The 20,067-nt window shown below is 62.6% G+C and carries 20 protein-coding genes; 9 read left to right on the plus strand and 11 right to left on the minus strand.

Annotated features, from left to right (window positions below; genetic code table 11):
* Nucleotides 1–1,378: FMN-binding glutamate synthase family protein (locus tag JHD62_RS17725; protein WP_199104010.1), on the plus strand; the 1,378-nt coding region annotated here is incomplete at its 5' end.
* Between the two features lie 39 nt (nt 1,379–1,417).
* Here the strand turns inward: JHD62_RS17725 and JHD62_RS17730 are convergent.
* From JHD62_RS17730 to JHD62_RS17760, 7 genes are all read right to left on the minus strand, one after another.
* Entirely contained in the window at nt 1,418–2,455 is a 1,038-nt protein-coding gene (locus tag JHD62_RS17730; RefSeq protein WP_199104011.1) for a histone deacetylase family protein, read from the minus strand.
* Between the two features lie 80 nt (nt 2,456–2,535).
* Nucleotides 2,536–3,579 (minus strand): extracellular solute-binding protein, encoded by a 1,044-nt coding sequence (locus tag JHD62_RS17735; RefSeq protein WP_045846309.1) that lies wholly within the window; start codon nt 3,577–3,579, stop codon nt 2,536–2,538.
* A 66-nt stretch (nt 3,580–3,645) separates the two neighbouring features.
* The gene (locus JHD62_RS17740; protein WP_199104012.1) at nt 3,646–4,434 is read right to left on the minus strand and encodes an ABC transporter permease; all 789 of its coding nucleotides are present in this window, start codon (nt 4,432–4,434) and stop codon (nt 3,646–3,648) included.
* A gap of 1 nt (nt 4,435) precedes the next feature.
* Entirely contained in the window at nt 4,436–5,326 is an 891-nt protein-coding gene (locus JHD62_RS17745; RefSeq protein WP_199104013.1) for an ABC transporter permease, read from the minus strand.
* Complete coding sequence (locus JHD62_RS17750) at nt 5,316–6,401, minus strand: ABC transporter ATP-binding protein (protein ID WP_199104014.1); 1,086 nt, start codon at nt 6,399–6,401, stop codon at nt 5,316–5,318. Before JHD62_RS17750 ends, JHD62_RS17745 begins: the two co-directional genes overlap by 11 nt.
* Before the next feature lie 97 nt (nt 6,402–6,498).
* Complete coding sequence (locus JHD62_RS17755) at nt 6,499–6,684, minus strand: hypothetical protein (RefSeq protein WP_199104015.1); 186 nt, start codon at nt 6,682–6,684, stop codon at nt 6,499–6,501.
* 316 nt (nt 6,685–7,000) lie between these two features.
* Complete coding sequence (locus tag JHD62_RS17760; RefSeq protein ID WP_199104016.1) at nt 7,001–8,089, minus strand: AraC family transcriptional regulator; 1,089 nt, start codon at nt 8,087–8,089, stop codon at nt 7,001–7,003.
* A 308-nt stretch (nt 8,090–8,397) separates the two neighbouring features.
* Between JHD62_RS17760 and JHD62_RS17765 the strand changes: the two genes are divergently transcribed.
* The 3 genes from JHD62_RS17765 to JHD62_RS17775 all read left to right on the plus strand — a co-directional run bounded on the left by JHD62_RS17765 (nt 8,398) and on the right by JHD62_RS17775 (nt 10,283).
* The gene (locus tag JHD62_RS17765) at nt 8,398–8,850 is read left to right on the plus strand and encodes a hypothetical protein (RefSeq protein ID WP_199104017.1); all 453 of its coding nucleotides are present in this window, start codon (nt 8,398–8,400) and stop codon (nt 8,848–8,850) included.
* Nucleotides 8,814–9,782 carry a DUF2145 domain-containing protein gene (locus tag JHD62_RS17770; protein WP_199104018.1) on the plus strand — a complete coding sequence of 323 codons (969 nt, stop codon included), beginning with the start codon at nt 8,814–8,816 and terminating at the stop codon, nt 9,780–9,782. The genes JHD62_RS17765 and JHD62_RS17770 overlap by 37 nt, the downstream gene beginning before the upstream one ends.
* A 120-nt stretch (nt 9,783–9,902) precedes the next feature.
* Nucleotides 9,903–10,283, plus strand: coding sequence for a hypothetical protein (locus JHD62_RS17775; RefSeq protein ID WP_199104019.1), 381 nt, complete (start codon nt 9,903–9,905; stop codon nt 10,281–10,283).
* Nucleotides 10,284–10,352: 69 nt separating this feature from the next.
* On the opposite strand, the gene JHD62_RS17780 is transcribed toward JHD62_RS17775, so the two are convergent.
* Nucleotides 10,353–11,258 carry a DMT family transporter gene (locus JHD62_RS17780; protein WP_199104020.1) on the minus strand — a complete coding sequence of 302 codons (906 nt, stop codon included), beginning with the start codon at nt 11,256–11,258 and terminating at the stop codon, nt 10,353–10,355.
* A gap of 119 nt (nt 11,259–11,377) precedes the next feature.
* Here JHD62_RS17780 and JHD62_RS17785 point away from each other — a divergent pair, with 119 nt between their 5' ends.
* Nucleotides 11,378–11,869 (plus strand): Lrp/AsnC family transcriptional regulator, encoded by a 492-nt coding sequence (locus JHD62_RS17785; RefSeq protein ID WP_131356947.1) that lies wholly within the window; start codon nt 11,378–11,380, stop codon nt 11,867–11,869.
* A 24-nt stretch (nt 11,870–11,893) separates the two neighbouring features.
* Here JHD62_RS17785 and JHD62_RS17790 read toward each other — a convergent pair whose 3' ends face one another.
* Both JHD62_RS17790 and JHD62_RS17795 read right to left on the minus strand, forming a co-directional pair.
* Complete coding sequence (locus JHD62_RS17790; protein ID WP_045845992.1) at nt 11,894–12,496, minus strand: CBS domain-containing protein; 603 nt, start codon at nt 12,494–12,496, stop codon at nt 11,894–11,896.
* Between the two features lie 405 nt (nt 12,497–12,901).
* Complete coding sequence (locus JHD62_RS17795) at nt 12,902–14,290, minus strand: aminopeptidase P family protein (RefSeq protein ID WP_199104021.1); 1,389 nt, start codon at nt 14,288–14,290, stop codon at nt 12,902–12,904.
* 373 nt (nt 14,291–14,663) lie between these two features.
* Here JHD62_RS17795 and JHD62_RS17800 point away from each other — a divergent pair, with 373 nt between their 5' ends.
* Nucleotides 14,664–15,113, plus strand: coding sequence for a DUF441 domain-containing protein (locus JHD62_RS17800; RefSeq protein ID WP_045845990.1), 450 nt, complete (start codon nt 14,664–14,666; stop codon nt 15,111–15,113).
* Between the two features lie 357 nt (nt 15,114–15,470).
* On the opposite strand, the gene JHD62_RS17805 is transcribed toward JHD62_RS17800, so the two are convergent.
* Nucleotides 15,471–16,733: a benzoate/H(+) symporter BenE family transporter gene (locus JHD62_RS17805; protein WP_199104022.1), complete on the minus strand. Its 1,263-nt coding sequence runs from the start codon at nt 16,731–16,733 to the stop codon at nt 15,471–15,473.
* Nucleotides 16,734–16,847: 114 nt separating this feature from the next.
* Between JHD62_RS17805 and JHD62_RS17810 the strand changes: the two genes are divergently transcribed.
* The 3 genes from JHD62_RS17810 to JHD62_RS17820 all read left to right on the plus strand — a co-directional run.
* Nucleotides 16,848–18,284: a PLP-dependent aminotransferase family protein gene (locus tag JHD62_RS17810; protein ID WP_199104023.1), complete on the plus strand. Its 1,437-nt coding sequence runs from the start codon at nt 16,848–16,850 to the stop codon at nt 18,282–18,284.
* Nucleotides 18,284–19,384: an NAD(P)/FAD-dependent oxidoreductase gene (locus JHD62_RS17815; protein ID WP_199104024.1), complete on the plus strand. Its 1,101-nt coding sequence runs from the start codon at nt 18,284–18,286 to the stop codon at nt 19,382–19,384. The genes JHD62_RS17810 and JHD62_RS17815 overlap by 1 nt, the downstream gene beginning before the upstream one ends.
* Nucleotides 19,385–19,470: 86 nt before the next feature.
* Nucleotides 19,471–20,067 (plus strand): DeoR/GlpR family DNA-binding transcription regulator (locus JHD62_RS17820; RefSeq protein ID WP_199104025.1); only part of this gene is annotated, 597 nt, incomplete at its 3' end.

Below are 20,067 nucleotides of genomic sequence, written 5' to 3' on the forward strand. Positions count from 1 at the left end.
CCAGTACCTGCTGGAAGCCGATGGCGAGCAGCTGCCCTTCTCGCGTGACCAGCGCTCGCTGGTTTACGCCCGCGCCAAGAACACCCAGGCCGACAAACCCTTCGGCACCCTGCTGGATGTATATGGCAGCGGCTTCGAATTCATCAGTCACTCCATCCGCCCGGCCCCGCGCAGCGACCCGGCCGGTTTCAGGGTGCAGATTGGCGGCCCGCAATGTGCGCAGCCCTACTCGGCCTCGGTATTCAATATTTCGGCCATGAGCTTTGGTGCGCTCAGCGCCAATGCCATCCGCGCCCTCAATCAAGGAGCCAAACAGGGCGGCTTCTATCACGACACCGGCGAGGGCAGCATCAGCCCTTATCATCTGGAATACGGCGGCGACCTGGTATGGGAGCTGGGCAGCGGCTACTTTGGCTGCCGCGACGATGAGGGCCGTTTCGACCCGGAACGCTTTGCCCGGCAGGCGCAAAACCCGCAGGTGAAGATGATTGAAATCAAGCTCAGCCAGGGCGCCAAGCCGGGTCACGGCGGCATTCTGCCCAAGCACAAGGTGACGCCGGAAATTGCCGCCACCCGTGGCGTGCCGCTGGGGCAGGACTGCGTGTCACCCTCCAGCCACAGCGCGTTTTCCACGCCGCTGGAGATGATGGCCTTTATTGCCCGGCTGCGTGAGCTCTCTGGCGGCAAACCGGTGGGCTTCAAGTTTTGCCTTGGCCATCCGTGGGAATTCATGGCCATTGCCAAGGCCATGCTGGAAAGTGGCATCCTGCCGGATTTCATCGTGGTGGACGGCAAGGAAGGCGGCACCGGCGCGGCTCCGCTGGAGTTTACCGACCACATTGGCGTACCGCTGCGCGAGGGCCTGCTGTTTGTCCACAACACCCTGGTGGGGCTGAATCTGCGCGACAAGATCAAGCTGGGCGCCAGCGGCAAGATCATCAGCGCCTTCGACATTGCCAGCGTGCTGGCCATCGGGGCGGACTGGGCCAATTCCGCCCGCGGCTTCATGTTTGCCGTGGGTTGTATCCAGAGCCAGAGCTGCCACACCAACCGCTGCCCCACCGGCGTGGCCACACAGGACCCGCTGCGCCAGCGCGCACTGGTAGTGCCGGACAAGGCCGAGCGCGTATATCACTTCCACCGCAACACCCTGCATGCGCTGTCCGAGATGCTGGCCGCCGCCGGCCTCACTCATCCCTCACAACTGGAAGCCCACCATCTGGTACGCAGGGTAAGCGATACCGAAATCCGCCTGTTCTCCCAGCTGCATGTGTTCTTGCAGCGGGGCGAGCTGCTGGGCAGCGACATCAAGGCCGAGTTTTATGGCCGCATGTGGCGCATGGCGCAGGCGGACAGTTTTGCCCCGGCCCATGCCTGAAGCCAGTGATGGGGAGGCCGCCAGGCCTCCCCGCCATCGTCAGCCTGCCACACTTTCAAAGCCGGACAATACATTTACCGCATTCACCCCGATGTCTTCCACCGCATAGCCGCCTTCCATCACGAACAAGGTGGGCAGGCCCAGTCCGGCAATGGCTTCGCCCATGCGCAGGTAGTCGGCATTTTTCAGCTTGAATCGGGAGATCGGGTCCTGCTCGAAGGTATCCACCCCCAGCGACACCACCAGTGCGTCCGGTGCGTAGGCGGCAATCTTGCTGCAGGCATCGGCCAGCGCCGGGCCGTAGTGCGACCAGTCCGTGCCATGGGCCAGCGGGTAGTTGTGATTGAAGCCCAGCCCGGCACCCTCCCCGGTCTCGTCGGCATGGCCGAGGAAGAAGGGGTATTCCACCGTCGGGTCGCCATGCAGGGACAGAAACTGCACATCGCTGCGCTGATAGAAAATGCTCTGCGTGCCGTTACCATGGTGGTAGTCCACATCCAGAATCGCCACCCGCTTGGCACCACGGTCCAGCATGGCCTGGGCGGCGATGGCGGCATTGTTGAGGTAGCAATAGCCGCCCATGTAATCCGCCGCAGCATGGTGGCCGGGCGGGCGGCACAGGGCAAAGGTGCTGTGCCCGGTGGCCAGCATGGCATCCAGCCCGGTCAGCGCCACATTGGCCGAGGAACGGATGGCCTGCCAGGTGCCGGCGGTGATGGGCACCCCGGCATCAAAGGAGTAATAGCCCATCAGGCCGTCGATGTCCTGCGGAATGCGGTCGGTGCGCAGGCCGCGCACCGGCCATACCAGCGGCAGGGCGTCGTGGTTGCGGCCTTCGGCCTGCCACAGGCTCCAGGCCTGCTCCAGAAAACGCACATAGCCCGCGTCATGCACGCGCAACAGCGGCTCCAGCCCGTGTTCGGTGGGAGCAATGATGTCGCCCAGCCCGGTTTGCCGTACCCGCTGCAACACCATGTCGGCGCGGCTGGGCATCTCGAAGCAGGGTTTGAGGGTGCCGTCGATCAGCTCGGCATTGCCGTGGTGCAGGTGGTGGTCGTCACTGTAAATCGTCAGCATGCAGGTCTCCTTGCCGCGGGTGGGGAACCGGCGGCATTGTGTTGTGTTTGCAAGGGAAAGCCGGCCTCAGCCGGCAAGTGTCATTTCTTCAGCTTGGTCCACACCCGGTCGCGCAGGGCATTGGCCTTGGCCGAACAGTTCTTGTTGGGCACAAACAGTGCGCGCATGGCGGCGGTGGGGTTGATGGCAGGGTCGGCCTTGAGGTCGGCGACAAAATAGGCAGAGCTGCCCTTGATGGCGTTGTTGTAGCCGGTGAAATTGGAGGCCTCGGCGATATTCTTCGGCTCCATCATCCAGTTGATGAACTTGAGCGCGTTATCGCGGTTCTTGGCACCCTTGGGGATGACCAGATTGTCGTTCCAGAACGGGATGCCTTCTTTCGGATAGACAAACACGGCGGACTTCAGCTTCTGGCGGGTGCGGTAAGCAGCACCGTTCCATTGCTGGTGCATGATGACTTCCTGCGCCTGCATGCGCTCGATGGTGCCGTCGGAGTTATACATGGCCAGCATGGGCTTTTGCGCTTCCAGCAGGTCCTGGATGCGCTTGGCCTGCTTGGGGTCTTCGGTGCACTGGTCCACCTTCAGATAAATGGCGGCGGCCTTGTACAGCTCGGCCACGTCATTGAGCGCCACCACCTTGCCCTTGAGCGCGGCCGGCGGGGTAAAGAAGCTCTTCCAGCTATTGTCCAGCTTGCCGCCCGGCACGCGGCTGGCGTCATAGGTAAAGCCGGTTACCCCCCACATGTATGGCGCGGAGTATTCGCGTTGCGGGTCGAAATCCGGCTTGTTGAGCGGAGCCTGCACCAGCTTGAAATTGGGCATCTTGCTGACGTCGATTTTCTCCAGCAGGCCTTCGTCGCGCATGATCTTCACCATGTAGTCGGACGGCACCACCACGTCGTAGCCCTTGGCCCCGGCCTTCAGCTTGGCCAGCAGGGATTCGTTGGAATCAAACACATCCAGATTCACCTTGATGCCGGTTTCCTTCTCGAAGCGCTTGAGCAAATCCTGCGGGATGTAGTCGGACCAGTTGTACAGGTTCAGCTCGCCCCCGGCCATGGCCGAGGCGGATACCAGCAGGCCAGCCGCCAGGGCCAGCGAATGCAGTTTGCAGACTTTCATGGCATTTCTCCTTCGTATGTTGTGCAACAAGCGAAACATGAGGGGCGGAACAGCCGCCGACCCGGTTCAGGACTTGCGCTGGCCCATCCAGTAGGACAGCGCGACAAAAGCAATGGACACCAGCAGCATCAGCGCCGACACCGCATTCACTTCCGGGGTGATGCCCATGCGGATCAGGCCGAAGATGTATACCGGCAGTGTGGTGGCACCGGCACCGGCCACAAAAAAGGTGATGACGAAATCGTCCAGCGACACGATGAAAGCCAGCATGGCGCCGGACAGCACACCGGGCAGGATCAAGGGCAGGGTCACCCGGCGGAAGGTGGCAAACGGCCCGGCGTACAGGTCCGCCGCGGCTTCCGCCAGCCGTGGGTCCAGCCCTTCCAGCCGGGCGCGGATGGGCAGGTAGGCAAAGGGAATGCAGAACACGGTGTGGGCAATCAGCACCGTCATCAGCCCCAGGTCCAGCCCCAGCGCCAGGAAAAACAGCAAGGAGGCCACCGCGGTGACGATTTCCGGCACCAACAGCGGCAGGCCCAGCATGGCATTGATGAAGGCCTGGCCGCGAAAGCGCCTGCCCGCCATGGCCAGCGCCGCCATGGTGGCAAAGCTGGTGGCCAGCACCGTGGCACCGCAGGCGATGATCAACGAGTTTTTGGTGGCCCGCAGGATGTTGTCGTTGTCCATCACCTTCAGATACCAGTCCAAGGAAAAACCGGTCCACAGCGTGGCAATGCGGTTGGCGTTGAAGGACAGCACCACCAGCACCACGATGGGCAGGTAGAGATAGACAAAGGCCAGCATGGCGGTGGGGGTGACACCACGAAAGCGCCACAGGGTATTGGATGCTTGCATGTCATTCTCCCGGAGGGCGCTGGAAGCGCCTGGTGTAAACCCACATCGCCAGCATCACCAGCGCCAGTAACATGAAGGACAAGGCAGCACCGAACGGCCAGTTACGCGCAGTGCCAAACTGGTTCTGGATCAGGTTGCCTATCATCAGGCTCTTGCCGCCGCCCAATAGCTCCGGGATGTAATAGGAGCCGATGGCCGGAATGAACACCAGCAGGCAGCCCGCCACGATGCCGGGCATGGCCAGCGGCAGAATCACCCGCCGTAGCGCCTGCCAGCGGTTGGCACCAAGGTCGAAGGCCGCTTCCACCAGCCGCCAGTCCATTTTTTCCAGACTGGTGTAAATAGGCAGCACCATGAAGGGCAGGAAGGAATAGACAAAGCCGATGGCCACCGCCGTGGGGGTGTACAGCACATCCAGCGCACCCTGGCTCAAGCCCAGCGCTGACAGGCTGCTGTCGATCAGCCCGCCATTGCGCAGCAGCAGCATCCAGGCGTAGGTGCGCACCAGCAGGTTGGTCCAGAACGGGATGGAAATCAGCAGGATCAGCCGCTGGCGGGTTTTTTCCTCTTTCAGCGCGATATACAGCGCGGTGGGAAAGCCGATCAGCAGCGTCACCACCGTGGCAAAACCGGCCAGCAAGAACGAACGGCCGAAGATTTGCAGGTAATCGCTGTTGAGCGTGAGGCTGTCGTCCAGATCGCGCTCGTACAGGAATTGCACATAGGCATCCACGCTCCATTCATGCCAGCGCACGCCGCCATAGGTGTCGGGGGCCAACACCGACATCCACGCCATCAACAGCATGGGCAGCAGCATGAACAGCAGCAAGGTGAGCGTGGTGGGTGCCAGCAGCAGGCGGCGGCGCCAGCGCCGATGCGGATCAAGCGACATGGTCGGCCTCCTGCAAACGGTGGAAGGCACCGGGCTGCGCCGACAGCTGCACGCGCTCGCCCACCCGCGCCAGCCGCACTGCTCCGCTGTCATTGGTATTGCGCACCCGGCAAGGCTGACCGTCGGCCAGTTGCACGGTGTAAACGGTATCCACACCGCGATACACCACCTCGGACACCACGCCGTGCAGGCCGTGGCCGCTGGTGGACAATTGCAGGCGCTCGGGGCGCACCGCCAAGGCGGCATGGCCGTCGTGGCCTTGGTCCAGCACGGTGCCGGGCAGGCTGCCGGCATCGCCAAAGTGCAGCAGTCCATCAGCCACCCGGCCTTGCAGGAAGGAGGTTTCGCCGATGAAGTCCGCCACGAAGCGGTTGGCCGGACGGTCGTAAATGTCCTCCGGGCTGCCTACCTGTTGCAGCTTGCCCGCCGACATCACCGCGATGCGGTCGGACATGGTGAGTGCTTCTTCCTGATCGTGGGTGACAAATACAAAGGTGATGCCGGTTTCGCGTTGCAGGCGCTTGAGCTCCACCTGCATTTCCTTGCGCAGTTTCAGGTCCAGTGCGGACAGGGATTCGTCCAGCAGCAATACCTTGGGCGACGGTGCCAGCGCACGGGCCAGCGCCACCCGCTGCTGCTGGCCGCCGGACAGCTGGTGCGGACAGCGGCGGGCAAAGCCGGACAGCTTCACCAGCTCCAGCTTTTCCGCCACGATGGGCTTGATGTCGGCGGCTTTGACACCGCGCATTTCCAGGCCGAAAGCGATGTTTTCTTCCACGGTCAGGTGTGGAAACAAGGCATAGCTCTGGAATACGGTATTTACCGGGCGCTGGAAGGGCAGCTTGCCGGACAGCGATTCGCCATACAGGCGGATGTCGCCGCTGCTGACGTCCTCGAAACCGGCAATCATACGCAGCAAGGTGGTCTTGCCACAGCCGGACGGGCCCAGCAGGGTGAAGAATTCGTTCTCGCGGATGCTCAGCGCAATATGATCCAGCGCCAGTACCGCATGTTCATCATGGCCAAAACGCTTGCAGACATGGTCGACGTCAATTGCCACACGATTGCCGGTCATGGCAGTCCTCCGGTGCAAATGCAGTGAAAACACGTCCCCGCACCACGCCGAGCGGCGATGGTGTTGGGCTGCTGTCAGAATCAGGAAAGGCCTGGCGCTACACGCCGGGCGGGCGGGCATGACCACACGGGTTCTGCCGTGCAGCCGGGTCATCGCACAGGAAGGAACTGCCGTGGCGGATCGGGAAACGGTCTCGCCCGTGCAGGCTGCCGGATGGGCACTGCGGCTGGTACGAGGCCGGGGGCTGCGCCATCTTACGGGCGGCAAAGCCTGGCTTGCTCATGGTTTCTCCTCCGTGTTGTGTGATCGGACATGGCATTGCCTGTAGGCCGGGCAGCCGCGTGGCACTTTCCTGGCGAGGGAGAACTGGCCTTGGCAATGACATTGAGTGGTCCGTCTTTTTTTTATTCATTCTGCCAACAAGTGCTGCAACGAAAAGATACAAAGCGGTCAACTATGGGATAAATACGGCCAAAAATGGCGTGCGCACCGCGCTTAGGACAACAGCTATCGCTTTGGACAGGCCATTCCAGACAGCGCAGGCCTACGGCCCGGCAGCAATGTCGGCGGGGGTAGAAAGGCAGGAAAGCGCAGCGGCGTCAGCGCCGCAAATCGGAGGGTCGCTTGCCGGTCCAGCGGGCAAAGGCGTGGCGGAAACTGGCGGATTCGGCAAAGCCCAGCCGCTCGGCAATCATGCCGATGGACAGGCTGCTTTCCTGCAGCAGATGCAGCGCTTGCTGGTGCCGCGCCTGATCCAGCAAGGCCTGGAACGAGGTTCCCAGCGCGGACAGCTTGCGCCGCAGGGTGCGCTCGGACATGTGCAAGGTGGCGGTCAGCTCGTCCAGCCGGGCAAAACGCACCGGGTCGGACTGCATCAGGCGCAATACCCGCGCCACCAGTGCCGAGCCGTGACTGCTGGCCCATTGCTGCTGCTGGCGCTGGCATTGCTCCAGCGCCATGTGAAAGCTGACCGCATCAGCCAGCGGCTGGGGCCGATCCAGCCATTTGGCCGGAAACAGCAGCGCGTTTTCCGCCATGTCAAAGCTGCCCGCCTGACCGAAAATGGCCGGATAAAGCCCGGCATGCGCGGGCGGGGCAAAACACATGTGCACCGCCCTGGGTGACCAGCGCACACCCATGCAGTCGCGGGCAATGGTCCACATCGAGGACAGGCACATTTCGGCATTGAAGCTGAGCAGATCCTCGCGGTAGCGGTAGCCTTCGGCCAGCAGGCAGGCATCCTTGCCCCGCTCTTCCAGCCGCAGGGTGAAATAGCTGGCCAGCAGCAGGGGAAAGCGGATGGCGGTTTCCAGTGCCACCCGCAAGGTGGGGCTCACCAGCATGGTGTAACCCAGAATGCCGTAGTTGGAGGTATGCATGGCATGGCCCAGCCGCAGGCCAAGGGCATCGTCCTGCGACAGGCGACGCGCGGTGTCAAAGACGGTGAGTTCCTGATGGTGGTTGATCAGCCTTGCCGGTTCCAGCAGGCGCTCCGGCGGAATGCCGCTGCCGGCCAGTACTTCGGCCGCGGCAATGCCCTGCTCGGCCAGTACATTCACTGTGGTGACAATGGCATGCAAGGACACCGGCCGACTGGAAGGGTTGTCGTGACCGGGTGATTCAACAGCGTCAGAACTGGCAGGCCGCTCCGGGTGCATCGTTGTATTCAGCCATGGCCGGCAGGCCATGTGCTGTCTCCGACTGGGGACAATCGCCTGATCTTGCCGTCTTGCCTGCTGACTGACAAGAGCGCTGCACCCCGGAGCGGGCAGCTGGCAGACGCATCAAATTTTGTAAATCTGCTTGTCGCTGGCCCGCCATGCCCGGAACAATACCGCTGCGCACGCAGACCAACTGTAGGCCATGAATACATGGCTGGCGCAAACCCGACCTTGCCACGGCTTCACTCCGGCAGGTTGCTTACCCGCACAGGGCCGTTGCGGCAGTGCGCTTTCTCTTCAGCAAGACTCCGTTCCGGATGGACATAGCCAATACCATGATCACACTGCACAAAACCCTAGCCTCTTCCTGCTGCCTGATGCTGGGCTTGCTATGCACCCAGGCTAATGCTGCCGTCTCCATGCTGTCGGTATCCGACAGTGTCAGCGCTACGGTGGGCAGCATTTCCACCTCCTTGCAAAACTCCTCCAAGGCCATCGGCAATATCGCCGAAGGCGACTACAAGGTGGTGGCCGTGGCCCAGGCCGACCACTCGGGCAAAACCCAGCTCACCCTGGTGCCGGTGGCAGCCGCCAACAATACCGAGCCCTTCAATCTGTTCGTGGCACAGGCTGATGTGAAGCACAGCGGCGTGGAAACCGGCCAGATCGTGCATGCGCAAAAACAGGCCTATGGCCTGGTGTTTGCCCGCGCCGACAACCAGCAACCGTTTGCCCTGCTGCTGGATCAGGCGTGGAAGTCCGAAGTGCAGCCCAAGGTGGTGTCCTGATCCTGCTGCACCGTCACACCGGCCGACGACTGCAAGCCCTGCTGATGGCAGGGCTGTTTGCCGTGTCGGCCACACTGGCCAATGCTGCGGCGGCGTCTTCCTTGATGTTCTGCGAACAGGCCTCACAGCAAAGCGTGGCACGCAAGAGCGACCTGCTGCTGTTCAGCCAGCAGGTACGCCAGCTGCTGGATGACTCCGGCCATCAGGCGGCCATCATCTCCCGCTCCGGGCTGGACCTGGAGCGTTTTCACATCCGCCTGTCCCACGCGGGTATCAGCCTGCGCAACAATGCCAACTCTCCCTGGTCGGTACGCCAGCTGTACTACGCCTGTGAGGAACAGCGTCCGCATTTGTACGACCAGGGCCTGCCGGGCTTCCTGATCGACCAGCCGCAAGGCAGCAATGTCTACCTGTCCATCCTGCTGCTGCCGGCAAAACAGGAAGAACAACTGGTAACAGCCGCGCTGGACAACAAGCTGTCGCTGCAACTGCTGGGTGGGGACTACAGCGCCAACGCCTATCCCTTCTCCACCCGCTACCAGAACTGCAACCAGTGGCTGGTGGAGCTGCTGGCCCACGCCTGGGGGCAGTTACCGCGCGCAGGCGACGGCCGCAAGCAGGCACAGGACTGGCTGCAACAACAGGGCTACCGCCCGGATACCGTCGATGTGAAACACCGCTACATGGTGTGGGCGGCCAATGTGGTGCCGCTGGTGCACAATGGCGACCACCCGGACAGCGAACTGGCGGCAAACCGCTATCAGGTGAGCCTGCCCTCGGCAATCGAAGGTTTTGTGCGCCAACAGGCCGCCGGAACCGAGCGCATACAGGTATGCCTGCGTGGCAAGACCCTGGTCACTCACCGTGGCTGGGACGACATGGCGGATGATTGCCAGCCGGCCGAGGGTGACACCGTGCAGCAGCTGGGCTGAGTACAAACCGGCACGCTTAACCTTTCTTTACCCGATCTTTACATCCAGCGGCCTCATGCCTGCGCGCTGGCATGCCGATAATGAAGCATCCGATCATCATTTGTATGCAGCGAGACCGTGATGGATATCAGCAAAACAAACGCGGTGAACACCAGCGGCACCAGTACGCTGAGCACTAGCGGCAAGACTGCCGCCAGGGCAGGTAAAGACAGCAACACGCTGGACAGCGATGGCAAGGCGGCAAGCGCCTCGCCGTCCACCATCGTGAAACTGCAAAGCAAGGGCAAGGCGGATGAGGCCAGCAGCGACAGCAATGCAGCCAGCACGGATGACAACGCGCCATCCGCCGTCAAATCCTTTACCTACGGTGTGCTTAACCTGCCCGACCCGGCAGCCGACCCCGCCCCGGCACCGACCCAGTCTGACAACAGTTACTTCACCGCAGGACGCTGGGCGGCAGCGGCAGTCACCGTCGGCACGCTGATTTCGCTGGTGGTTTGAGTCCGCATCGAACTGCATCTTCAACATGGAAAAGGCCGCTATGCGGCCTTGTTGTTTCGCCAGCCCGGCTCAGCGCCTGGCAATCAGCACAATCCCCACCCCCACCAGCAGCATGCCGGCCAGCTCGCGCGCCAAGGGCCATTCGCCCAGCTGCAACGCCGCCATGGCCACCGCCAGCAGCGGTATCACCAGCGCATTGAAACTGAGCGTGCTGGCAGGCAAACGCTTGAGCAGCCACAACCAGGCCAGCCAGCCCACCGCACTGGACAACACCCCGGCATACAAGAGGCCCAGCACAAAACTGCCGGACCAGTGGATATGGGCAAAATCCGCCCACGGCCACAGGGCCAGAATCGGCAACAGGCCGATCAGCGCCTGCCAGGCCGAAAAATTCAGGCTGTCGAGCTGGCCACAGCGCGTCGCCCGCTTGCTCAGTACCGAACCCAAGGCCCAGAAGAAACCGGCCAGCACCGCCAGCAGCATGGGCAATACCCCGCCATGCAGCTGCCATGGCGCCACAATCAGCATCAGCCCGACAAAACCGGCAGCCAAGGCCTGGCCGGTACGGCGGCCAAACGGTTCGGCCAGCAGCCAGCGTGACAGCAGCGCCACCCAGAACGGCATGGTGAACACCAGCACCGAGGTACGCCCCGCCGCCCCCGCCACCAGCGCCAGGGTAATGGACAGGCTGTACAGGCAGGTGGTGCTCAGCCCCACTTGCGCCGCCTGTGTCAGGCGCTGGGGCCGGATGGCACGGCCACGGGCCAGCAGCACGCCAAACAGGGTCAGGCTACCCAGCGTGGTGCGCAGAATCAGATGGGTAATGGGTGTGGTGGCCTGCAAGGTCTGCTTCATCACCACATAGTTGTAGGCCCACAGCGTCACCAGTGCGGCAAACAACAGCATGGGCAGCCAGCGTGCTGACGCGGCGGAGCGGGACAGGAAAGGGTTGAGGGTGGTACTGGAAGCCGACATGGTGCATCTCCGATGGATGCTGCCAGTGTAAGCAGCACGCCAGCTTGCACCGCTGCGTTTTACTGCGCCAGAATGCACGCAAACTGATGATTTTGAATATTCAATGCAGGAAAACTGATATGGCAGAAGACAAACAGCTGGATAGCTACGACCGCAAACTGCTGGCCCTGCTGCAGGAAGACGCGCGCCGCACCCACGACGAACTGGCCGAAGCCGTCAGCCTGTCGCCCACCGCCGTTACCCGGCGGCTCAAACGGCTGCGCGGCGAGGGCATCATCCGCCGCGAAGTGGCCCTGGTGGACCCGGCCGTGCTGGGACGCCCGTTACGGCTGGTGGTGAATGTGATTCTGGAACGCGAGCGCATTGCGCTGGTGGATGCCTTCAAGCAGGCTATCCGCGCCGCGCCGGAAGTAGTGGAGTGCTACCACGTGACCGGGCGGCCGGACTTTGTGCTGGTGGTGCTGGTGCGGGACATGGGCGATTACGAACGCTTTTGCCGCGAGCACATCATGAGCAATGACAATGTGCGCGAGTTTGAATCGCTGGTGGTGATGGAAACCACCAAGTACAGCACCGCCGTGCCACAAGACACGGCGGGCGAAGGCAACTGAAAGCCGGGCCAGCCCGTAACTGGTTCAGCCTTCGTGCAGCAAGGCGTGCTGGATTTCCGACAAGGCCTGCGGCACGCGCATGAAATTGAGCGGCATGCCCAGTCGCCGTGCCATGTGCGAAGACGAGAACATGCCACACAACTGGTAATGGCCGGTGTTCAGGTCCAGCTCGGCCACCAGCGCATGCTGCCGGCCCTGCTGCTTCAGCGTGGACACCATGTGGCCGACGGTGGCGTGCTGCACATCGGCCAGCGACAGCATTTCCAGTTCGCTGCGCGGAGTCATCACGTCGCGCACCAGTACTTCATCGTGGCGTTTGCCGTGCTCCAGCATGCACTGCACCGGGCGTTCACCCAGAATGTCGGACGCGGTGATCAGGCCCACCAGCCTGCTTTCGTCGTCCTGTACAAACAGCAGGCGAATGCCGCGGCTGATCATCAGGTTGTGCGCATGGCGCAGGGCTTCGTCCTCGCCAATGCTCACCGGGTCGATGATGCGCAGGTCGGTCATCACCTCAAGCGCCGGGCTTTTCAGATTGATGGGCCGCTGCGGGCGCTGGTCCAGGTGAACCAGATCGGTATGTTTGGGCATGGCCATGGATGGCAGCGCTTGGAATGTGGTTTCCATGTGACTCTCCAGCTGATGGATGTTGTTGTCTGGCTAGGCTGTTGCCTGGTCACAGTGGCGCGGCAGGCAGGCTGTCACGTCGCTGACGGGTTGCACCGGAACTGTCTCCCCTATTCCGGCCCAGATTTCATTCTAGGCAGGATTTTCCAGATGCAAGGCCATCGTGATGGCCCAAGCTGCAAATAAGTGTTGCCGGCAAGCGGCCAGCTTCCGCAACGGCTAATACAGTCACAAGCCATGCTGAAAAATCAACGCGACCAGCCCAGCCCGCCAGACCTGCCTCTTGTACTGCATCCCTGCCCGACCAACCAGTGATCGCGGTCATGCCCCTTCCCCTCCTGCCACGCCGGACATGAAAAAACCGCCGTGAAGGCGGTTTCATTGCTGGTGCGATAGCAAAACAGCTTACATCTGCATGATGGCTTCCAGCTCTTCCACGGTTTTGGGGATGGGCTCGCCCAGCACCCGGCTGCCGGTTTCCGTCACCAGCACATTGTCCTCGATACGGATGCCGCCAAAACCGTTCATGTCGGCGAAGCGTTCATAGTTGATGTACTGGCTGTGACGGCCCTCGGCCTGCCAGGCGGCAATCAGCGCCGGAATGAAATAAATGCCCGGCTCCACCGTCAGCACCATGCCGGCTTTCAGCGCCTTGCCCAGCCGCAGATAGCCCAGGCCGAACAGCCCGCTGCGCTGCACGCTGTCGTCATAGCCCACCAGATCCTCACCCAGGCCTTCCATATCGTGCACATCCATGCCGATCTGATGCCCCAGTCCATGCGGGAAGGCGATGGCATAGGCACCGGACTCGACAATCTCCTCCACCGGGCCGTGGAAGAAGCCCAGCTCGCTCATGCCCTGCACCATCACCTGCGCTGCCAGCTTGTGCACATCCAGATAGCGCACGCCGGGCTTGATGGCGGCGATGGCCTGCAGCTGCATGTCCAGCACGATGTTGTACAGCTCGCGCTGTTGCTGGTTGAACCGCCCACCCACCGGGAAGGTGCGGGTAATGTCGCTGGCGTAGCCGCCACCAGAGGTACAGCCGGTGTCGTTCAATACCAGGTCGCCCTTTTGCAGAACATTGTCGTGGGCATGGTTGTGCAGCACTTCGCCGCGACGCGAGAAAATGGACGGATAAGCCAGCTGCCAGTCGTGACGGCGCATGATGCCTTCCATGATGCCCACCACCTGATGTTCCACCACGCCGGGGCGCGAGGCCTGCATGGCGGCCACATGCATGGCACCGGTCACCGCCAGCGCGGCTTCCATTTCCGCCACTTCTTCCGCGCTCTTGATTTCACGCAGCGCCACCACGGCGCGGGTAAGCGCGGGCGAGAAGCCTGCCGCCACCTTGGCCGGATGCACATTCAGCAGGCGGCCCAGCTCCAGTTTGGTCTCGCCGCGGTAGGGTGCCAGATAATGCACGGCGCGCCCGGCAGCATGGGCGTCAGCCAGCGCTTGCTCCAGCGCGGCATAAGGCTGGCTGTGGCTGATGCCGGCAGAGGCGGCGCGCTCGGCCAGCGTTGGCAGCGGGCCGGTCCACACGATGTCGGCCACCGCCGGCTCATTGCCGAACAGGGTGGTAGTGCCTGCGGCAGTGTCGATCAGCGCCGCCATGCCCGGCTGGTTCTGGCCAAAGAAGTAGCGGAAGCTGGAATCCTGCACAAAGGGAAAGATGTTGTCGTGGTAGTTCATCGGCGAATCCACATTGCCGACAAACAACAACAGGCTGTCCGGCATGGACTGCTGCAGCGCGCTACGGCGCTGCTGATAGGTGGCAGCAGAAAACATCACTCATACTCCTTTATCTGGCCATGCCATCCGCGCAACTACCGGCAAGCTGGCATTTTATGGCGAAAAATCACGCAAACTGCGGATTGTATACAGAGCAGACACTGTACACGGCCAGCCAGAACATGACCAGCATTGCCATCATGCCGCTCTCATGGTGTGTGCAGGCAGGTGTAACCCCTCTGTGCAGAAGCTGGCACACGGCCAGCAGCAGTGGCATGTAAACAATATTTAGCTGTTGATTGCCGGCAGCTTGTCGGGCTTACAGCCGTATAATTGCATGGCTTTTGTTCTGGCACGGCAGCTGCCCCGGCAGGCCTTGCCAGAGTGCTCATTTGGCCGGATTCACGCCTTTCTTTCTCAAGTGATACGCATGCATTTTGACAATCTCCCCATCCTGTTCATCCTGGCCATCTCGCTGATCGGCAATAATTTCACGGTATCCATTGCCGCGCTGGTCTTGCTGCTGATCAAGCTGCTGGGGCTGGACAGCTGGTTGCCGGTAATCGAATCCAAAGGCATCAATGTTGGCGTGGCCATCCTCACTGCCGCCGTGCTGGTTCCGGTGGTATCCGGCCGGGTGGATGGCAACAGCATTGCCAATGTGTTCAAGTCGCCCGCCGGCATCATCGCGGTGCTGACCGGTTTGCTGGTGGCCTGGATTGCCGGGCAGGGCGTGCCCTTCATGAAGTCTTCACCCGAAGCGGTAACGGCATTGATGATAGGCACGCTGATCGGCGTGTGCTTTTTCCGTGGGCTGGCGGTGGGGCCGCTGATTGCCGGCGGCGTGGTTGCGCTGGTACTGGGGCTGCTGAAGCTCTGAGCCGCCAACACATCACCGGCCAAGCACCAGCAAGTATCTGTGCTGCCAGATATTTCCCATATCGAATGGCATGGTGGCTGTATTTGCAGGCAGCCTGTCCCACTTCATGGCCCGGCGACGTGGCCCGATGCTGTTGCAACGCCCGCTGACCGTGTGCGCACTGGCCATTCCTCAGCGCACGCATGCTGCAAGAAGCATTACCAAGCGGACTGCTGGTCGATGTACTGATGCTGGGCACATCAGCCTGAAGACAGCACGGTCTTCGCTGGCCCATCGGCAGTAATTCTCACCCTGTCCTACCAATAAAAAATGGCCGCTTGCACATGCAAGCGGCCATTGTCTTGTCTGACTCAGCTCTCAGTTTTTACCCTGCATCACCGGCTTGCTGGCCGGCGTGCTTTTGGGGCGCGCCTTCAAGAGCCAGCTTACGCTGCCACCGGCCAGTACCGCCCACAGCGGCGAGCCCAGCCCGGCGATGGTGACACCCGACGCAGCCACCACAAAGGTAAGCAAGGCGGCTTCGCGATGGCCTTCGTCCATCAATGCGGCGGTGAGCGAGGACGCCAGCGTGCCGAACAGCGCCAAGCCGGCTGCAGTCACCACCAGCGCCTTGGGCAACAGCAGCACCAGGCCAGCCAGTGCACCACCGGCAATACCCAGCACGATGTAGAGCACACCGCACACCAGCCCGGCCATGTAGCGGCGTTGCGGGTCCGGATGGGCTTCCGGCCCGGTGCAAATGGCGGCGATGATGGCCGCCAGCGTCACGCCATGGCCGCCCAGCGGCGCGGTGATGACTGAAGCCAGCCCCAGCACGGTAACCGGCGAGCGGGCCGGAATGTGGTAACCGGAAGCAGACAGCACCGCCATGCCGGGCAAGAACTGGCTGGTAAGCGCCAGCAGCGCCAGCGGCAAGGCCAGGTTGACGAAGGCCGTCCACGACCACTGCGGCATGGTGAACAAGGGGCCGCTGCTGCCCTGCCAGCTGCCCGCCGTACCATACATGCCTTGCCAGCTGGCAATGGCCAGGCCCAGCCCAATGGCGGCCAGCAGTGCAAAGCGCGGAAACAGCTTGCGGCCAATGAAAAACAGCACCGTCATCGGCACCACCAGCAGCGCCTGCTGGCTGGCGGCACCTGCCACGTCGGCAACAAAGTGGAACAGGATGCCGCCCAGCATGGCGGCCGCCAGCGAGGCCGGGAAAATCTTCATCAGCTTGTCAAAGGCACCGCTCACCCCCACCAGGGTGACAATGACGGCGGCAGCCAGGAACGCCCCGACGGCCTCGCCATAGGGCACGCCGGGCAGCGCCGCCAGCAGCAGCGCCGCACCGGGCGTGCTCCAGGCGGTAATGACCGGAACGCGCCAGCGCAAGGTCAGCCAGATACCGGCCACGCCGGAGGCAACGGACACCGCCCACACCCAGGAGCCAAGCTGGGCTGCACTCAATCCGGCAGACTGGGCGGCATGCACAATGATAAGAAAGGGGCCGGAATAGCCCACCAGCAGTGCCAGCACTGCGGCAAGCCCGGCCGAAGGCGAGAAATGGGACCAGCTGAACGGCACACGATCAGCATGCGTCGGGCTGGCAGGAGACTCTCGCGGGGAAAGCGTGGACATGGATGAACTCCAGGATGCGTCAATGCACACAGGGTAAACAATGTCGGCCGGTCTGCCTTCCCACACGGCGGACAAACAGCGTAGACTGGGCTGAATCTGTTATATAGAACAGCGATGACCGACACTCCGCTCTACCTGCATATCGCCCACCAGCTGCAACAGCGGCTGGACAGTGGCGAATGGCCGCCGGGCAGCCGCCTGCCTGCTGTGCGTCAGCTGGCAGCCGAACATGGCGTCAACACCCTTACCGCGCTGGCGGCCTATCGCCATCTGGAAGAACAGCAGCGGGTGGTGGCACGGCCACGCAGCGGTTTCTTTGCGGCCTTGCCGCGCCATGTGGCGGAAAGCGGCCATATCACCCCGCCCGGCCCTACCGCCGCCGCGCTGGTGGACGTGGACAGCCGCATGAGCAATCTGATCCGCCTGTCGGCCTCGTCCATCCGCCAGCAGCTGCACATGGCCGAGGCGCACCACAGCCTGTATCCGGCGCAGGAGTTGTCACGGCGCATGCAAATGCGGCTGGCCCGCCAGCCGGAGCTGATTGGCGCTTACCTGCCCACCGCCGACCAGCAACAGCTGTACCAGCAAATACGCCGTCTGGCCTCTGGCTGGCAGCTGGATATTCCTGCCGACCACATCCTGTTCACCCAGGGCATTACCGAAGCCATCAGCCTGTCGCTACGCCACCTCACCCGCCCGGGCGATGTGGTGGCGGTGGAAACCCCGGTGTACTTCGGCCTGCTGCAAACCCTGCAATCACTGGGCCTGAAGGCGCTGGAGATTCCCTGCACGCCGGATGCCGGGCTGTCGCTGGAGGCGCTGGAATTCGCCCTGCGCCACGGTGCGCCGGTGAAATGCCTGGTGACGGTGACCAACTTCCAGAACCCCACCGGTGCGCTGATGCCGGACGACAACAAAAAACGCCTGCTGCAACTGGCGCGCCGTCATGGCCTCACCATCATCGAGGACGATGTGTTTGGCGAGCTGTATTTCGGCAACCAGCATCCGGCCCCGCTCAAGGCCTGGGACCACGATGGCGACGTGATTTACTGTTCGTCCTTCACCAAGAGTTTTGCCCCGGCCTTCCGTCTGGGCTGGCTGTCCGGCGGGCGGCACCATGCCGCGCTGGAGCGGCTGCGCGAAAGCAGCAGCCTGGTCAGCCCGGCCATCCTGCTTGGCGTGTTGTCCGAGATGCTGGCCAGCGGCGACTACGCCCGCATCAGCCAGCGCATCCGCCAGCAGCTGAAACAGCAAATGGAACAACTGAGCGACGCCGTGCTGGACGCCTTCCCGCGCGGCACCCGCGTACGGCGGCCACAAGGCGGCATGTTGCTGTGGGTGGAAGGCCCGGAAGGGCTGGACAGCCAGGCCCTGCTGGAAGCCGCGCTCTCCCGCTCCATCAGCTTTGCCCCCGGCCTGGTATTTTCTGCCGAGCCGCGTTTTGGCCACTGCCTGCGCATCAACTGCGGCCAACCCTGGTCTGCCCAGCTGGCCGAGGACATCCACCTGCTGGGCTGGCTGGCCGCAGAACAACTGGCAGGGCGGCTGTGATGGATCAGGTGGATTGCGTGGTGATAGGCGCGGGCGTGGTGGGCCTGGCCATTGCCCGCCAACTGGCCATGGCCGGGCGCGAAGTGCTGATTTGCGAGGCAGAAGGCCAGATTGGCCAGCATTGCAGCAGCCGCAACAGCGAGGTGATTCATGCCGGGCTGTACTACCCCACGGGCAGCCTGAAGGCGCGGCTGTGCGTGCAGGGCCGTGCCATGCTGTACCGCTATTGCACCGAGCGGCACATCCCGCACCAGCGTATCGGCAAGCTGCTGCTGGCCAACACTGCTGCCGACATGCCGCGCTTGCAGGACATTGCCCGCCGCGCTGTCACCAATGGCGTGGATGACCTGCAATGGCTGGATGCCGCCGGGGTACGTGCGCTGGAGCCGCAACTGCAAGCACATGCCGCCTTGCGGTCTCCCTCCACCGGCATTATCGATAGCCACGCCTTGCTGCAAGCCCTGCTGGCCGATGCCGAAGCCCACGGCGCGCAACTGGCCTGCCATTCCCCATTCAACAGTGGCCGGGTAGTGGCAGATGGCATGGAACTGGAAATCGCCGGCATCACCATCAAGGCCAGATTTGTCATCAACGCAGCCGGCGCCTGGGCACCGGCTGTTGCCGCCAGCATGGCGGGTGTTCCACGTGAAACCATCCCGACCGCCCACTATGCCCGTGGTGTGTATTTCAGCCTGAGCGGGCGTTCGCCGTTCTCGCGGCTGATTTACCCGCTGCCGGAAGCGGGCGGGCTGGGCTGCCATCTGACGCTGGATCTGGCCGGACAGGCGCGCTTCGGCCCGGATGTGGAATGGATAGACGGCGTGGACTACCGGCTGGACCCAACGCGCGCCGCTGCCTTCTATCACAGCATCCGTCGCTGGTGGCCGCAGTTGCCGGACAATGCATTGCAGCCGGGCTATGCCGGGGTGCGCCCCAAACTGGCAGGGCCGGGCCAGCCGGATGCCGACTTTGTCATCCAGGGCCCGGCACAGCATGGCGTGGCCGGGCTGATCAATCTGTACGGCATCGAATCCCCCGGCCTGACCAGTTGCCTGGCGCTGGCCGAACGCGTGAGCAGGATGCTAAGCCAGGCGGCCTGAAACCAACGGCATTTGGCGAAATGCGCCGCTCATGTAGAATCAGACAGCCTCCAACACCGCAGCATACTGACAAACGACCCGCCACCATGATCATTCTCAATCAGCGCCAGCAGGAACTGCTGGGCATCGTCCATCGCGAAAGCTATGTCACCGTGGAAAAGCTGGCCGCCCATTTTGGCGTCACCCACCAGACCATACGCCGCGACATTGCGCTGATGGCGGAACACCAGCTGCTGCAGCGCTATCACGGTGGTGCCAGCGTGCTGTCCAGCGTGGAAAACGTGGCCTACAACGCCCGTCAGGTGTTGTGCATAGAAGAAAAGCGCCGTCTGGCCGCGCTGCTGGCCAAGCAGATTCCCGACAATGCGTCACTGTTCATCAATATCGGCACCACTACCGAGGAAGTGGCCAAGGCGCTGCACCGCCATCGCGGCCTCAGGGTGATCACCAACAACCTGCACGTGGCCGACATGATGTGCGACTACCCCGATTGTGAGGTCATCGTGCTGGGTGGCGTGCTGCGCAAGCGCGACCGCGGCATCACCGGCGAAGCCACGGTGCAGCTGATCCGCCAGTTCAAGGTGGACTACGGCATCATCGGCATTTCCAGCATCGAAAACGATGGCGTGCTGCGCGATTACGACTATCGTGAAGTACGCACTTCGGAAGCCATCATCCAGCAA

The sequence above is a fragment of the Aquitalea sp. ASV11 genome (assembly GCF_016429185.1).
In the GTDB taxonomy this organism is placed as follows: Bacteria; Pseudomonadota; Gammaproteobacteria; order Burkholderiales; family Chromobacteriaceae; genus Aquitalea; species Aquitalea pelogenes.

Coding starts and splice junctions, on each gene's coding strand:
- JHD62_RS17730 (WP_199104011.1), bottom strand. CDS start 2,455: ATGCTGACGATTTACAGTGACGACCACCACCTGCACCACGGCAATGCC.
- JHD62_RS17735 (WP_045846309.1), bottom strand. CDS start 3,579: ATGAAAGTCTGCAAACTGCATTCGCTGGCCCTGGCGGCTGGCCTGCTG.
- JHD62_RS17740 (WP_199104012.1), bottom strand. CDS start 4,434: ATGCAAGCATCCAATACCCTGTGGCGCTTTCGTGGTGTCACCCCCACC.
- JHD62_RS17745 (WP_199104013.1), bottom strand. CDS start 5,326: ATGTCGCTTGATCCGCATCGGCGCTGGCGCCGCCGCCTGCTGCTGGCA.
- JHD62_RS17750 (WP_199104014.1), bottom strand. CDS start 6,401: ATGACCGGCAATCGTGTGGCAATTGACGTCGACCATGTCTGCAAGCGT.
- JHD62_RS17755 (WP_199104015.1), bottom strand. CDS start 6,684: ATGAGCAAGCCAGGCTTTGCCGCCCGTAAGATGGCGCAGCCCCCGGCC.
- JHD62_RS17760 (WP_199104016.1), bottom strand. CDS start 8,089: ATGGCCTGCCGGCCATGGCTGAATACAACGATGCACCCGGAGCGGCCT.
- JHD62_RS17765 (WP_199104017.1), top strand. CDS start 8,398: ATGATCACACTGCACAAAACCCTAGCCTCTTCCTGCTGCCTGATGCTG.
- JHD62_RS17775 (WP_199104019.1), top strand. CDS start 9,903: ATGGATATCAGCAAAACAAACGCGGTGAACACCAGCGGCACCAGTACG.
- JHD62_RS17780 (WP_199104020.1), bottom strand. CDS start 11,258: ATGTCGGCTTCCAGTACCACCCTCAACCCTTTCCTGTCCCGCTCCGCC.
- JHD62_RS17785 (WP_131356947.1), top strand. CDS start 11,378: ATGGCAGAAGACAAACAGCTGGATAGCTACGACCGCAAACTGCTGGCC.
- JHD62_RS17790 (WP_045845992.1), bottom strand. CDS start 12,496: ATGGAAACCACATTCCAAGCGCTGCCATCCATGGCCATGCCCAAACAT.
- JHD62_RS17795 (WP_199104021.1), bottom strand. CDS start 14,290: ATGTTTTCTGCTGCCACCTATCAGCAGCGCCGTAGCGCGCTGCAGCAG.
- JHD62_RS17800 (WP_045845990.1), top strand. CDS start 14,664: ATGCATTTTGACAATCTCCCCATCCTGTTCATCCTGGCCATCTCGCTG.
- JHD62_RS17805 (WP_199104022.1), bottom strand. CDS start 16,733: ATGTCCACGCTTTCCCCGCGAGAGTCTCCTGCCAGCCCGACGCATGCT.
- JHD62_RS17810 (WP_199104023.1), top strand. CDS start 16,848: ATGACCGACACTCCGCTCTACCTGCATATCGCCCACCAGCTGCAACAG.
- JHD62_RS17815 (WP_199104024.1), top strand. CDS start 18,284: ATGGATCAGGTGGATTGCGTGGTGATAGGCGCGGGCGTGGTGGGCCTG.